Origin of the sequence: Ruegeria sp. HKCCA5463, from assembly GCF_013034175.1 — a bacterium.
GTDB lineage: Bacteria > Pseudomonadota > Alphaproteobacteria > Rhodobacterales > Rhodobacteraceae > Ruegeria.
The window spans coordinates 372029-386379 of record NZ_WQFL01000001.1 but is presented as its reverse complement, the minus strand read 5'-3'; the positions used below and the strand labels follow the sequence as shown (position 1 = coordinate 386379).

Here is a 14351-nt window from a genome sequence, read left to right as displayed (position 1 = left end):
GGCAAAGCGACGAATGGTCCGAACTCTCAGGATGACACTCAGGAGGCCCCATTTATGCGCTATATGATGACCTACGACCTTATGGAGTCCATGCGTAACACCAACCAGTGGCTTGGTGCAACCGCAAGCGCGATGGCGTCCTACCCGCTGTTTTCCATGACACCCAACCCGGCGTTCAGCTGGATGGCTGCCTGGGGCGAAGTTACCGAACGAACCTTCCAGCGAATGATCGTCAAACCTGACTGGGGCATTCGTACTTTCACCTGCGAGGATGGAAAGGACCATCTGGTCGAGATCACGACAGTTCTGGAACGCCCCTTCGGCGATCTGGTTCATTTCCGTGTCAACGGCCGGGAAGAACAACCGCGCAAGGTCCTGCTGGTTGCGCCCATGTCCGGCCATTACGCCACGCTGCTGCGCTCGACCGTCAAAAGCCTGCTGGTCAATTGCGAAGTTTACATCACCGATTGGCATAATGCGCGCGATATTCCTGTGTCTGCCGGCAAGTTCGATGTCGAAGACTACACGCTCTACCTTGTAGATTTCATGAAGGAACTGGGTCCGGACACGCATGTCGTCGCGGTTTGTCAGCCCGCCCCCCTGACACTGGCGGCCACCGCTTATCTGGCCGAGGTCGAGCCCAAGGCTCAACCCAGCACTCTGACACTGATTGGCGGGCCGGTGGACCCGGACGCGACCCCGACCGACGTCACCGACTTTGGACGCCGTGTGACGATGGGTCAGCTGGAAGAAACAATGATTCAACGAGTCGGGTTCAAGTACAAAGGTGTCGGGCGTATGGTTTACCCCGGCCTGCTGCAACTGGCGTCGTTCATGTCGATGAACGCCGATCGCCACTCCAAAGCGTTTTCCGATCAGATTCAGCGTGTTATCCGCAACGAAGCCTCGGACTTGGATGCCCATAACCGTTTCTATGACGAATATCTTGCGGTGATGGACATGACGGCCGAGTTCTATCTGTCGACGGTCGAACGCGTCTTCAAAAACCGCGAGATCGCACGCAACGAATTTGTTGTCGCCGGCCACAAGGTGGATATCGGCAAAATCACCGATGTTGCCGTGAAATCGGTCGAAGGTGCGAATGACGATATCTCGGCGCCCGGTCAATGTATTGCTGCCCTGGACCTGTGCACCGGCTTGCCAGACAGCAAAAAGGCCAGCCACGTAGAACCCGGCGCGGGCCATTACGGCATTTTCGCGGGCCGCAGCTGGCGCGACAACATTCGCCCGCTTGTGATTGATTTCATGAACGAAAACAGCCGCAAGAAACGTCGCCGCGCAGCGAACACCAACAAGGTCGCCTGATGAACATGGGCGGGCCGGCACATAGTGGCCTCGCCTTTTCTTGCACCTGCGGCCAGTTGAAGGGTCAAATCTCGGACCAGGGTGTTCGGCTTGGAACCCATGTCGAGTGTTTCTGTCATGACTGCCGCGCGGCGCAGCTGTATTTCGGGCAGCCCGACCCGGCGCCCGGCCCGGTCGACATCTTCCAGATGGCACCGGATGAAATCGAAATCACCGCCGGAGGCCAATTCCTTTCCGCCATGAAGCTCAGCCCAAATGGTATGCTGCGATGGTATGCCAGCTGCTGCAACGCTCCGCTGGCGACGACGCCACAGACTGCACGTTTGCTCTTTGCAGGGTTTATCGTCGGCAGGATTACCGGTGACGTTTCCGCATTGGGGCCGGTCACAACCCGTGGGTTTGTCCCTAGACCCGATGGAAAACAAAAACATGAAAAGGTCAGGTTTGCGGCGTTTGGCCTTTTGCGCCGCGCCCTGCAATCGCGCCTGTCAGGACGGTGGAAGAAAACGCCGTTTTTCGACCCCGAGACCGGCGATCCTGCGGTCGTACCGAATGTCATTTAGAAAGACGAGCGGGTGGCGCTTTACCCTTAGACAAACCTTTGCGGGATATTCAGCCAGGTTTCCAAGGCTTTGTTCACGGCATCGGGCGCTTCCAGCGGCAGCAGATGTCCGGCATTTTCGACGATCTCCAACGCGGCCTCCGGTATCAGGTCAGACATGAAAGAATGCCGTTTGACCGGGGTAAGCGTGTCATGGGCACCGCACATGATCAAAGTGGGGACTTTGATCCGGCGCAACGATCCCTGTTGGTCGGGTCGGCGCTGCAAGGCACGCATTTGGCGCACAAAAGTTTCGGCGCCCAGATCATTCGCCATTGCCAAAAGATCATTCAGAATGGGGATTCGCCTGGGCCCCGGCGCCAAAGTATCGGTCCCGACCAGTTGGCGCATGACCTCTTCCAGCCGCCCACCCAGGGCACCAATGATCAGGTCCTCGCGACTGGCCGCGATCTGAGGTGTGTCCGCCTGTGCGTCCGTCGACATCAGGCACAGGCGCGTCACCCGCTCCGGTGCCCGCCGGATCAGTTCCAGCCCCACAACACCACCCATGCTCTGCCCGGCCAATGCAAACCGATGTGGAAGCTGATCCAACAGCCCCGAGGCGATCTCTTCAATTCGCTCGCCTCCGGAAACAGGTGCAACAGTGACGGGCCGTGACCGTGACAACACCTCGATCTGAGGTCGAAACAGCCGGGCATCACACATCAACCCAGGCAACAACACCAGCGGTTCGTTCACGCGGGGGCTCCATCTGCTCGGTTTTCCGAGTCCTTCCAGTTGTTGTCAGGATGAGAGTTTTGCCGCGGCCGGGCAAGGAAAACTTCACGGGTAGGCGATGGCGCGAAATGCCGGAAAATCGGCGTAACGGGCTTGCCGCGTCGCAAGGTCTTCACCGGGTTCAGCGCCGGGCCTCAACAGACACCCACGCGGAGCAATATAGCTGTCGATCCGGCGATGCGGCCTGGGCCGCCACACAAGATTGAACGCACAGAGCTTGGGGAAGAACCAGATTTCGGAATACTCCAGATGATCGTGCATCCACCACGCCAGATCTCGCCAGTCCCTGCCCTGCGCATATTGATCCGCGAACCACGGAATAACGATGGACGCCCCGGCGATCCGCGCATCTCCTTCCCCGCGATCCCAGATATGGCATTCCAGCGGGTGATCGTTTCGGGCGCAGTTCAGCTTGTTTTCATTGCCAAACCGGTTCAAGGACGATGAACGATAACCCGACCTGACCGCGACCCGGCCAAATGTCTCTTCCAAAGGGTCAAGAAGGGTTTCGCAAAACGCGCGGCCTGTTTCGATCGCCAGATCCGGGTTGTCCGGAATATTCTGCTTTTGGTGGAAGTTGCCGATTTCCGAATACAGAAAATCGCGCATGAAGAAATGCCGGGACAAGCGGACACGACCCAGGGTCTCAAGGCTCCACATGCTACCCGGCTTACGCATCTTGCATCCTTTTTGTCCGATCAATCAGGGTTTATTCCACCCCCAAGCCCTTCAGCCACTCCAGAATACCAGCAACGGCGGCATCGGTTTGACCCGGCGACATCAACCGCCCCGCGATAACATGTGAAGACGGATCGTCACCCGGCCCCATCGTCACCAGCCTGACCGTTGCCGGAGCGCCCCAGGCCTCGGCAACCTTGTGCGTCCGGTCCGGCCGCACAACCTGATCATCATCCGAAAACCAGAACAAGGCGGGTATCAGGGCCTCAGAGAAATCCAGTGCATAGACCGTATCCACCAGCACGGACATCGGCACGACGGCTTCCCACGGGTAGACCGACGTCCAGTACCTGTTCTTCTCTGGGTCCGGCCCTGACACATCGCGTTCTTGCCCCATCAAAACAGGCAACCAGCTTCTTGCCCATGGCAATGAAGGCACCCACGCCGCGACGGTATTCACACCAAAGTTCGGCGAGACAAAAACCATGCCGACCACATCCTGGCTGAGGTCGGCATCCAACGCAGCGGCCGCCGCCAGCGTTCCTCCGGTCGAGGTGGAAATGACGATCACCTTTTCCCCGACCGCGCGCGCCGCTGCCAGCCCTTCTGCGGTATCCTGCATCCAGCCCGAGGCCGTACCCTCGGCCATCGCCGGCCCATCCCGACCGTGACCTTGCAACCGCGTGTAGACCAGATTGGCGCCCAAAGCGTCAGCCACCAGATCAGGAACAGGGCGGATTTCCTCGGAACTTGCTGAAAAACCGTGGATGTACAGAACAGAATACGGCGTGCGCTGTTCCTTGAACCCGTCCTGCCAGATCACGCGTTTTTCGACACCCGGAACGATGTCATCATAGGCGGACTCGGTGCTTTCAAAATAAACCTGAACACCTTCACCAAATTTCCGAGAGTCAAAGGTCGGGTGCAGGTTCACTTCCTCGCGCGGGCCGAACCAGAAGACCAGGCCGCCAAGAACAACCAGCGCTAGAAGAGCGCGCCCCAGAAGCCAACCAAAGCGCCGCATCAGGCTTCTCCCAACACGTCAAGAACCGCGGTCTTGATCAGACGCAGGCACTTCTCGTCCGAGAAGCGATGATCGGCCCCCTTGACCAACAGCAGCCGCATGTCAGGGCCCGCAGCATGTTCCAGCAGCCGCACGGCTGTTTCGGTCGAAACTGCCGTGTCTGCGGTGCCTTGCAGGAAACGAACCGGGAACGGCAGATCCAGTGCGCCCCGCAGAACCAAATTCTGGCGTCCGTCTTCGATCATGCGCTTGGTGATGATATAGGGTTCCATATAGTCGGACGGCAGCTCGACATGGCCGACAGTGTCCAGCGCAGCTTTTTGTTCGTCGCTGAACGAAGCCCAATACCCGTCCTCGGTGAAATCCGGCGCGGCGGCGATTGTCACCATGCCTGCAATTCGCTCGGGCATGACTTTGGCCAGCAGCAATGCCTGCCATCCCCCCATTGATGAGCCTACCACGATCAAAGGTCCGTCCGTCAATGCCTTTACCGCAGCCAATGTGTCCTGATGCCAGTCACCGATACAGCCCTTGGTGAACGCGCCCGAGCTTTCGCCGTGGCCGGAATAATCGAACCGCAAGAACGATTGCCCCCGCGCCTGTGCCCAGGCTTCCAGATGCACGGCCTTGGTGCCTTCCATGTCCGATTTGAGCCCGCCCAGAAAAACGATGGTCGGTCCTGCCCCTTCGGTCTTGTGATAAGCCAGTCGCCGCCCCTGCGGCGTCTCCAGAAAATCCGTCGCTGCCATGAAATCCTCTTTCTCTTTAGGCAACATCATGCACGGCAGCACGATGGTCGCAATTCCGGAATTCGATTTCCCGTTGCGTCAGCTACGCACCTTGCGACACTTGACAGTAATTGTTGCACCTGCCACATGGGCCGAACACACATAACCCGCAACCGGGCGTTCAGTGGGCGCCAAACCGACGAGGAGAGCCGATATGGCCCTGGATTCTCAATCCGTCTCTCTCACCTTTCCCGATGGCAATGCACGCACCTACGCCGCAGGCGTCACGCCCGCGCAGGTGGCTGCCGACATCTCAACCTCGCTGGCCAAAAAGGCCATCTCTGCCTCTGTTGACGGCCAGCACTGGGACCTGCAATGGCCCATCGAATCCGACGCGCAGATCGCCATCCACACCATGAAGGATGAGGCCCAGGCCAACGAGCTGATCCGCCACGATCTGGCCCATATCATGGCGCGCGCGGTTCAGGAGATCTGGCCCGCCACCAAGGTCACCATCGGCCCTGTCATCGAAAACGGCTGGTATTATGACTTCGACCGTGAAGAACCGTTCACGCCGGAGGATCTCGGCCTCATCGAGAAAAAGATGAAAGAGATCATCAACAAGCGTGATCCCGTCACCACCGAGGTCTGGGACCGCGAGCGCGCGATCGAATTCTACAAGGCCAACAACGAGCCCTACAAGGTCGAGCTGATCGAGGCTATCCCCGGCGACGAGCCGCTGCGCATGTACTGGCACGGGCACTGGCAGGATCTGTGCCGAGGTCCGCACCTGCAACATACCGGGCAGGTTCCGGGGGATGCGTTCAAGCTGATGTCCATCGCCGGCGCCTATTGGCGTGGCGACAGCGACCGTGCGATGTTGCAGCGCATCTATGGTGTGGCCTTCACCGGAAAGGAAAAGCTGAAAGCGCACCTGCATATGCTGGAAGAGGCCGCCAAGCGCGACCACCGCAAGCTGGGCCGCGAGATGGACCTGTTCCACATGCAGGAAGAGGCCCCCGGCCAGATTTTCTGGCACCCCAACGGCTGGACGATCTACACCCAGTTGCAGGACTACATGCGCCGTCAGCAGCGCAACGGCGGCTATGTCGAGGTCAACACGCCGCAGGTTGTGGACCGCAAACTGTGGGAAGCATCGGGCCATTGGGACAAGTATCAGGAAAACATGTTCATCGTCGAAGTGGACGAGGAACATGCCCGCGAAAAGGCGATCAACGCGCTCAAGCCGATGAACTGCCCCTGCCATGTGCAGATTTTCAATCAGGGCCTGAAATCCTATCGCGACCTGCCGCTGCGCATGGCCGAGTTCGGGTCTTGCAACCGCTATGAGCCGTCAGGTGCGCTGCACGGTATCATGCGTGTGCGTGGCTTTACCCAGGATGATGGGCACATCTTCTGCACCGAAGACCAGATCGAGTCTGAAACCGCAGAGTTCATCCGGTTCCTGTCCCGGATCTACAAGGATCTCGGATTCGAGAACTTCTCGGTCAAATTCTCGGATCGCCCCGAGAAACGGTCGGGGTCGGATGAAGTCTGGGACAAGGCCGAAGCCGCGTTGCTCAGCGCGACTCGTGCTGCCGGGATCGAGCCGGAGCTCAACCCCGGTGAAGGCGCCTTTTATGGTCCCAAGCTGGAATTTGTTCTTACGGATGCGATCGGTCGCGATTGGCAATGCGGCACGCATCAGGTTGACTTCGTGCTGCCCGAACGCCTTGATGCCACCTATATCGGCGCTGACGGCGGCAAGCACCGCCCCGTCATGCTGCATCGCGCGACGCTGGGCTCGTTCGAGCGTTTCATCGGTATCCTGATCGAAGAACACGCCGGCAAGCTGCCCTTCTGGCTTGCGCCGCGTCAGGTCGTGGTTGCGTCCATCACCTCCGATGCGGATGGCTATGTCGCCGAAGTGGTCGAAACGCTGCGCGGCGCCGGTGTGCGGGCCGAAGCCGACATTCGCAACGAAAAGATCAACTACAAGGTTCGTGAACACTCGGTCGGCAAAGTTCCGGTCATTCTGGCCGTCGGCCATCGCGAAGTTGAAGACCGCACCGTCAGTGTCCGGCGTCTGGGCGAAAAACAGACGCAGGTCCAACCGCTTGACGTTGTAACAAACGAGCTGTCGCAGGCAGCCACCCCGCCGGATTTGCTGTAACAATCGGCAGCATATTGCTGGGAATCTGGCCCCCGAATTGGGGCCAGATTGAAACAATTCACTCTTTCTTCATCAAAAACAATGCATTACGCTGCAAGAGGGCACGCCGCCCTTTGACGTGCTTGTGAGACACGGGCTCGTGAATTCAACTCTGTCTACCAAGCTACTACCTTTGTCATTGTCACAAGCAGACATACCCAGTCATCAAGAGGATTACCGAGATGTCGAACACAGCCAAGTCCCTGGTTATCGCAACCGCAGTCGCAGCCGCCGTATCGGGCGCCGCAACCACTGCATCCGCTCAGGCAAAGGAAAAATGCTATGGCGTATCGCTGGCCGGTCAGAACGACTGCGCCGCGGGCCCCGGCACCACCTGCGCGGGCACCTCGACCGTTGATTATCAGGGCAACGCATGGACCCTGGTTGATGCAGGCACCTGCGCGGATATCGAACTGCCCGCACAGGCAGACGGCACCCCGCGCAAAGGCTCACTGGAAGCTCAGGATCGCGACCTGCCGGCATAAGAACGGCCTGACGAATTCAGGGGGCGGGCACCATCGCCCGCCCCTTCCCTTTCGTGATCAAGGAACTGGCCCATGTTGGATGATGCCCACAGGTCGAACCGCCTGCCCGCAGCTCCGGGCGTAGGTTACAAGCCGCAACACTTCGCTCAGATACTTGAACACGCGCAACCCGTTGCATGGCTGGAAATTCATGCGGAGAACTATATGGGCGATGGCGGGCGGCCTCTGGCGCAGCTGCGCCATCTTTCCGAACAATTCCCGATCTCGGTCCATGGCGTTGGCCTGTCCATCGGCGGCGAAGGCGCGCTGGACTCTGATCACCTGGCCCGGCTGAAACATCTGGTAGGCTGGCTGAATCCCGCCAGCTTTTCCGAACACCTGGCCTGGTCCACCCATGACACCCATTTCTACAACGACCTGCTGCCCCTGCCCTATACCGACGCAACACTGACACGCGTTTGCGATCATATCGATCAGGTTCAGGACACCGTCGGACGGCAGATGCTGTTGGAAAACCCCTCAAGCTATTTGGCTTTTGAGGAAAGCACCTGGTCCGAGCCCGACTTTCTGCGCGAAATTGCACGTCGTACCGGATGTGGCTTGTTGCTGGATGTCAACAACGTCTTTGTCTCTGCCACCAATCTGGATTTCTCTCCTCAGGGTTACATCGATGCCTACCCACTTGAAAAAGTGGGGGAAATTCACCTTGGCGGCCATGACGAGGATGAAGACGATCACGGCCACCCGCTGCTGATCGACAGCCACGGGCGTGAAGTCGTTGATCCGGTCTGGGCGCTGTTGGATTACGTGCTGGAACGTACGGGGCCGAAACCCGTCCTGATCGAGTGGGACACCGACGTACCGGACTGGTCCATTTTGCGGGAAGAGGCCGTTCGCGCACAGACCGCCCTTGAACGGATCCCGGCATGAGCGTTTCGCAATCCGAATTTCGCGCGGCCATGATGGATGCGTCAGCCCCTGTCCCCGAAGGTTTGCTGGACGCCGAGGCGCAGCCAGCAGGTCGTCGGTTCAGCGTCTATCGCAATAATATCGCCGTGTCCTTGACCGAGGCGATGCATCAGGCGTTTCCAGTCATCACCAAGTTGCTGGGGCCGCAGAACATGGATGGGCTGGCCGGGATATTTCTGCGCCAGCACCCGCCATCATCACCTCTGATGATGTTCTATGGTGAAGCCTTTCCCGATTTTCTGGCTGGAATGCAGCAGCTTTCGCATCTTGGTTACCTGCCGGATGTGGCGCGGCTGGAACTTGCGTTGCGCAAGTCGTACCACGCCGCCGACAGCCAACCCGCCCCGGCAGACGCACTGGCCGCAGACCCCGAACAAGTCATGCGGGCCCGGTTGCGTTTTGCCCCGGCCATGCGGGTGGTGCGCTCGGACTGGCCCATTCACGCGATCTGGCGCTTCAACACCGAATCCGACGCGCCGAAACCGGTTGCCCAAGCCGAGGATGTATTGATCACACGCCCGGAATTCGACCCGGTTGCCCAATTGCTGCCCGCCGGCGGCGCCGATGGGATCGCCTATATGCAAGGTGGCGACATGATCGGCGAAGCGTTTGAGAAAACAGCGGCGGAGCAACCTGAATTTGACCTTGGAACCACTCTGGCACTGCTTTTGCAGGGCGGTGCAATAACTTCTGTGACTATCGAAAGGCTGGAGACATGACTGCCCTGATCTCACTTCACAACAACGTTCTGGGAAAGGTGGACCTTGCGTCCAACTGGCTTACACCCACTCTGGCGCGGCTGGTCTTTGTCGCTGTCCTTCTGGTCTATTACTGGAACTCGGCAATGCTGAAGATCGACGGTTCGATCTTTTCACCTTCGGCAGGTGCCTTCGGTCAGATTTTCCCCAAAGCCGCCGAAGCCGTCCTTTACGACGTATCCCAAATGACGTTCTTCCAACGTATCGTCATTTTCTTGGGCACGGTTGCAGAATTCGTCCTTCCCGCGCTGCTGCTGGTCGGTCTGTTCACCCGTCTGGCGGCCTTGGGTATGATCGGTTTCATCTGGGTGCAGACTCTGGTCGACGTCACCGGCCATGGCGTGAAACTGGGCAGCCTGTTCGACGCGGCGCCATCCATTATGGATCAGCGCACGATGTGGACATTCATGATGCTGGTGATCGTGATCAACGGTGCAGGCCCCATCTCACTTGATCGGATCCTGCGTCTGAAATGACCTAGAAATGCGCTTTGGGCTGGTCTGGCTTACCTGCTGCCAGCCCAAGCACCCCGGCAACCCCGGCAAACGCGATCGGGAACATGGTGAACACACCAAATCCGAAGGCGTAGTACATCGCCGCCGCTGAAATCAGCAGCAGGATCCCTGCAACGAGGGCGCGCGCGGGCGCCATCGCCCCCCCGGCAATGGCCAACAAAGGCGCAATGATCGACACAGCCTGAATCAGGTCAGGGTTGTCCACCTGCCTCAGAACGCCGTCTATCTCGCCGACGTGATCGATGACGACCACCTTCGCATACCCGAAGAACCCGACGATCATCCCGATCAGCCCGGCAATAACGCCCAAGATCATGGCGGCATTACGCATTTAACGTCCTCACTGTTGCTTGCAGGCACATAAGCATTCCTTAAGAAATACCAAGCTGCGTGCGTGTTTCCGCAGTCCAGCCGAGAAACAGCTCTCCGCCTTTCTCGATCAACGGGCGCTTCATCAGGGTGGGATGCTGTTTCAAAAGCTCCAAAGGTGCTTTCGCGCGCTGGTTGTCATCCAATCCGCGCCATGTCGCTGACCTGGTGTTGAGCAAAGCGTCGCCGAAGTCAGCAAGAGCCTGCGACAGCACAGCATCCGGCACGCCGTCGCTGCGGACATCCACGAACTCTGCGTCTGGCAATGTTTTCAATGCTTTGCGACAGGTGTCACAGGTTTTCAATCCATAAAGGCGCATGTTTTTACTGCTCCTGCATTTGATTGCATTTTAGGCAAACTTGCCAGTTTCCGGCGGTTATTCTTGATTTTTTACTTCACCGTGCAATGTTGAAAAAGGCGAAACACACGAAACGGACTGTTCAGAAAGTGCCAAACAGTCTTTTTTTGTGGTGACGCTGACCACAGCCCCCACCAATTTGTGGGACAATGCGCAAGTAGAAGGAGACACGGGACATGCCAACCGGCACCGTGAAATGGTTCAATACCACTAAAGGTTATGGTTTTATTGCCCCTGATGAAGGGGGCAAAGATGTGTTTGTACATATCTCGGCCGTAGAACGGTCCGGCCTCACCGGACTCGCAGACAATCAGAAAGTCTCGTACGAGTTGCAGGACGGACGCGACGGCCGACAAATGGCTGCGGAATTGAAGCCGTTGTAACGACATCCCCGCTGATCGCGGGATGGATCCATTAAGGATGGCGGCCAATTTCCGGCCGTCAACCACCCCCTACCGGGCCTGTTCCATTACCCGCGCGCGGATTGTTCATTTGTGCGGCGTCGATGGTGTATATCCGTTGCAGTGGTGTCGGATACCCCGGGTTCCTGCGACCTGATCCCAGCCCCGCCCCCAGATCGGATTTCCCAGGCTTTCATTGTGTGCTCGGGGCGACGCTGGCACGTTGCGACGCCCTTCGTTCCGGTTTCAGGTCATCGTGCATGCGTCGCAAAAGCCCACACTCTGCTTAGGCGATGGATCGCTTGGCATGACAATCCGAAAAAATTGGCGCCCGGCAATTCGAATTCTATTTGCGAATGATCTCTTCGAATTCGCGCCACTCCCGAGCCGTCATGCCCGAGCTTTCCTGCGTGACGTCCTCACCCGCCAGCATGCGGCGTAGGCTTTCAACCATCTGAGCCGACAGGTTGACGGCCCCAAGACGGTAGTCCTCGAATGCTTTATAGGCAAAGGGCACCCAGTCGGCGACAATCTTGCACATCGTATCAGCGTAGACGCGGATCTCATATTGAGCATGAGGGTCAGCGCGCAGTCTCAAAAAATGGAACAGGTTGTGCAGGTCGACCTTCCAATACCACTGCGTATAGATGTTTGCGGGCAGGTTCATCCGCGCCAATTCTCGAGCCAGACCCTGCTGCCCGTCCTGGCTGATCATCGACTCGTAATTGTCATAGCACCGGGCGCTGTCGGCCTTGAGGATGTCCAGAACACGCGCGGCCTCTTCACCTTCCAGAGCAGAGCCACGGCCCTGATTGTTCACCTCTGATTGGGCGGCCACATGTTCGGGTGCGGGAATATAGAACTCACGATCCAGAATTGAATATCGCGCCGAATACTCATTTACATTGGCCGTACGGTGCCGAATCCACTGCCGCGCCACGAAGACCGGCAGCTTCACATGCAGTTTGACCTCGCACATTTCGAAAGGGGTCGAATGCCAGTGCCGCATCAGATACCGGATCAGACCTTCGTCATTCTGAACCGATTTGGTTCCTTTGCCGTAAGACACGCGCGCGGCCTGACAGATGGCCGCATCATCGCCCATATAATCAATCACGCGGACAAAGCCGTGATCCAAAACCTGATGCGCGGTGTACAGGTGATCTTCCATTCCCGCTGAAACGACGCGACGAGTGGGATGCGATTGGGCACGTTGCGCTTCGATCTCGGCCTGTTGGTCAGCGGACAGCGGCATCAAGTTTTCCTTTCTGGCAATGAGTCGCCCCCTACTATATCTCGCCAACCGCAACATCGAAACCGCGATATATGCCGCAACCCACGCAAAATTCAGTTCGCCAGACCCAGCGGTCTCGACACACTAGGTCGGCGCGCTAAGCTCTTTGCAAACTGAGTCGAAAAGGATGAGCAAAATGGCGCTGACATATCTTCACACCATGGTCCGCGTGAAGGATTTGGAAAAATCCATGGCGTTTTACAAGCTTCTGGGCCTGAAGGAAACACGCCGCTATGACAGCGAAGCCGGGCGATTTTCACTGATTTTCATGGCCCCTCCGGGGCAGGAGGATGCGCCGATCGAGCTGACCTACAACTGGGACGGTGATGACGGCCTTCCCAGCGACAGCCGCCATTTCGGTCACCTTGCATACGGCGTCGACAACATCTACGAGGTTTGCCAGCACCTTCAGGACAATGGTGTCACGATCAATCGCCCTCCGCGTGACGGTCGCATGGCCTTTGTACGCTCACCCGACAATATCTCGATCGAGCTTTTGCAAAACGGCGATGCTTTGGAGCCGAAGGAACCCTGGGCCAGCATGGAAAGCGTTGGCCACTGGTGATCCGGTGGGTCATAACGCTTGGGTTGGCCGTGCTGGCCAGCCCGATCAAGGCCGAGACGTGTCGTCTGGCCCTTGCATTGGCCATTGACATTTCAGTGTCGGTCGATGAGGCCGAGGACGTACTGCAACGGCAGGGTTTGGCCGCTGCGCTGATCGCACCCGAAGTGCAGGAGGCTTTTTTCTCCTCTCCTATGCCGGTTGCTTTGGCTGTTTACGAATGGAGCGGTCGTTCCACCCAGCACGTCATTTTGAATTGGTTGCTGATAGAAGATGTTGCCGACCTGCTCTTCGCCTCCGGTCAGATAAGTACTTCTGTGCGATCAGATTCCGGATCAGCGACCGCCATGGGCTATGCCCTGGCTTACGGGTCAACCTTGATGAACCAGGCACCCGACTGCTTGTTTCAAACGATTGACCTGTCCGGAGATGGTTCAAACAACGATGGCTATGGACCGCAGATAGCCTATCGTCACTTCGCTTTCCAGAATGTGGTGGTCAATGGCCTCGTAATCAACGCGGCGGATTTTGAAGGCGAACTTTTTCTGATCCCGTTTTTTGAAAACAACGTCCTGCATGGTCCCGGTGCCTTTTTGGAGGTCGCTCAGGGGTTCGAAGATTTCGAACGGGCCATGCGGAAAAAGCTGAAACGGGAATTGAGCGGTTTGCAGATTGGTGCGCTTGATGAAGACCCGCAATAAATCCGCGCCTGAGTGCTGCTTTTGCGGGCCTGTTCTCTGGACCGGCATTTGAACAAGGCCGCCAGGCCTGTGCATCAGTGCAGGACGGTTTTGGTTCTGCGCGACACACAACCCCGGTCAGTAGATGTATCGGATCTGGTCGGTCCAATATCGCTCCACCCGGCGCAGTGACGTGGTGATGTCTTCGATGCCTTCCAACTCCAACACGCCCCTGCTTTGCAATCCTTCGGCGTGACGCGCAAACAGGTCGGACACGATATTGCGGATTTCCCTGCCTCGTGGTGTCAGACGTACGCGGACAGAGCGGCGGTCAATCTCGCATCTCTGGTGGTGCATATACCCCATCTCAACCAGCTTCTTGAGGTTGTAGCTGACATTGCTGCCCTGATAGTAGCCGCGGCTTTTCAGCTCGCCCGCCGTCACTTCGTGATCGCCGATATTGAACAGCAGCAGTGCCTGAACCGCGTTGATTTCCAGCACGCCGACGCGCTCGAATTCATCCTTGATGACATCCAGCAGCAACCGATGCAGCCGCTCCACCAGGGCCAGTGCCTCAAGATAGCTGGTCATGAACCCCTTGGCTTCAAGCCCGGAGACCTGCATTTCCATACTCATCCGACCCTCCGATTCA

Annotated in this window: 18 protein-coding genes; 10 read left to right on the top strand and 8 right to left on the bottom strand. The window is 57.9% G+C overall.

The features are described from left to right. The first annotated feature begins 54 nt into the window (after positions 1–54). Both phaZ and GOW09_RS01915 read left to right on the top strand, forming a co-directional pair. Positions 55–1326 carry a polyhydroxyalkanoate depolymerase gene (gene phaZ, locus GOW09_RS01920; RefSeq protein WP_171115225.1) on the top strand — a complete coding sequence of 424 codons (1272 nt, stop codon included), beginning with the start codon at positions 55–57 and terminating at the stop codon, positions 1324–1326. Next, complete coding sequence (locus GOW09_RS01915; protein WP_371808010.1) at positions 1326–1889, top strand: DUF6151 family protein; 564 nt, start codon at positions 1326–1328, stop codon at positions 1887–1889. Before phaZ ends, GOW09_RS01915 begins: the two co-directional genes overlap by 1 nt. Positions 1890–1915: 26 nt before the next feature. Here the strand turns inward: GOW09_RS01915 and GOW09_RS01910 are convergent, their stop codons facing one another. The 4 genes from GOW09_RS01910 to GOW09_RS01895 form a co-directional block, all read right to left on the bottom strand. Next, entirely contained in the window at positions 1916–2626 is a 711-nt protein-coding gene (locus GOW09_RS01910; protein ID WP_171115223.1) for an alpha/beta fold hydrolase, read from the bottom strand. An 84-nt stretch (positions 2627–2710) separates the two neighbouring features. Further along, entirely contained in the window at positions 2711–3325 is a 615-nt protein-coding gene (locus tag GOW09_RS01905) for a hypothetical protein (protein ID WP_171116493.1), read from the bottom strand. A 49-nt stretch (positions 3326–3374) separates the two neighbouring features. Continuing rightward, positions 3375–4367, bottom strand: coding sequence for a carboxylesterase (locus tag GOW09_RS01900; protein WP_171115221.1), 993 nt, complete (start codon positions 4365–4367; stop codon positions 3375–3377). Next, a complete protein-coding gene (locus GOW09_RS01895; RefSeq protein WP_171115220.1) occupies positions 4367–5116 on the bottom strand; it encodes an alpha/beta fold hydrolase in 750 nt (249 codons plus the stop codon). Before GOW09_RS01895 ends, GOW09_RS01900 begins: the two co-directional genes overlap by 1 nt. A gap of 193 nt (positions 5117–5309) precedes the next feature. Here GOW09_RS01895 and thrS point away from each other — a divergent pair, with 193 nt between their 5' ends. The 5 genes from thrS to GOW09_RS01870 all read left to right on the top strand — a co-directional run bounded on the left by thrS (position 5310) and on the right by GOW09_RS01870 (position 9995). Further along, positions 5310–7268, top strand: coding sequence for a threonine--tRNA ligase (gene thrS / locus GOW09_RS01890; RefSeq protein WP_171115218.1), 1959 nt, complete (start codon positions 5310–5312; stop codon positions 7266–7268). A 221-nt stretch (positions 7269–7489) separates the two neighbouring features. After that, positions 7490–7792, top strand: a complete 303-nt coding sequence (locus GOW09_RS01885) for a DUF2282 domain-containing protein (RefSeq protein WP_170343841.1) — start codon at positions 7490–7492, stop codon at positions 7790–7792. Between the two features lie 72 nt (positions 7793–7864). Continuing rightward, positions 7865–8722, top strand: a complete 858-nt coding sequence (locus tag GOW09_RS01880) for a DUF692 family multinuclear iron-containing protein (protein ID WP_171115216.1) — start codon at positions 7865–7867, stop codon at positions 8720–8722. Beyond that, positions 8719–9480, top strand: coding sequence for a DNA-binding domain-containing protein (locus tag GOW09_RS01875; RefSeq protein ID WP_171115214.1), 762 nt, complete (start codon positions 8719–8721; stop codon positions 9478–9480). The genes GOW09_RS01880 and GOW09_RS01875 overlap by 4 nt, the downstream gene beginning before the upstream one ends. Then, on the top strand, positions 9477–9995 hold the full coding sequence (locus tag GOW09_RS01870; protein ID WP_171115212.1) for a DoxX family protein: 519 nt from the start codon (positions 9477–9479) through the stop codon (positions 9993–9995). The genes GOW09_RS01875 and GOW09_RS01870 overlap by 4 nt, the downstream gene beginning before the upstream one ends. 1 nt (position 9996) lies before the next feature. Here GOW09_RS01870 and GOW09_RS01865 read toward each other — a convergent pair whose 3' ends face one another. Then, positions 9997–10365: a hypothetical protein gene (locus GOW09_RS01865; RefSeq protein ID WP_152458486.1), complete on the bottom strand. Its 369-nt coding sequence runs from the start codon at positions 10363–10365 to the stop codon at positions 9997–9999. 40 nt (positions 10366–10405) lie between these two features. Continuing rightward, positions 10406–10723, bottom strand: a complete 318-nt coding sequence (locus tag GOW09_RS01860) for an ArsC/Spx/MgsR family protein (protein ID WP_152458487.1) — start codon at positions 10721–10723, stop codon at positions 10406–10408. A gap of 215 nt (positions 10724–10938) precedes the next feature. On the opposite strand from GOW09_RS01860, the gene GOW09_RS01855 reads away from it, so the two are divergent. Next, entirely contained in the window at positions 10939–11145 is a 207-nt protein-coding gene (locus GOW09_RS01855; RefSeq protein WP_152458488.1) for a cold-shock protein, read from the top strand. Positions 11146–11509: 364 nt separating this feature from the next. Here the strand turns inward: GOW09_RS01855 and thyX are convergent, their stop codons facing one another. Continuing rightward, positions 11510–12418: an FAD-dependent thymidylate synthase gene (gene thyX, locus GOW09_RS01850; protein ID WP_152458489.1), complete on the bottom strand. Its 909-nt coding sequence runs from the start codon at positions 12416–12418 to the stop codon at positions 11510–11512. A 175-nt stretch (positions 12419–12593) separates the two neighbouring features. On the opposite strand from thyX, the gene GOW09_RS01845 reads away from it, so the two are divergent. Continuing rightward, a complete protein-coding gene (locus GOW09_RS01845; RefSeq protein ID WP_170343834.1) occupies positions 12594–13022 on the top strand; it encodes a VOC family protein in 429 nt (142 codons plus the stop codon). After that, entirely contained in the window at positions 13019–13720 is a 702-nt protein-coding gene (locus tag GOW09_RS01840; protein ID WP_171115210.1) for a DUF1194 domain-containing protein, read from the top strand. The genes GOW09_RS01845 and GOW09_RS01840 overlap by 4 nt, the downstream gene beginning before the upstream one ends. 117 nt (positions 13721–13837) lie before the next feature. Here GOW09_RS01840 and GOW09_RS01835 read toward each other — a convergent pair whose 3' ends face one another. Beyond that, the gene (locus tag GOW09_RS01835) at positions 13838–14335 is read right to left on the bottom strand and encodes a MarR family winged helix-turn-helix transcriptional regulator (protein WP_371807722.1); all 498 of its coding nucleotides are present in this window, start codon (positions 14333–14335) and stop codon (positions 13838–13840) included. Positions 14336–14351 lie beyond the last annotated feature (16 nt).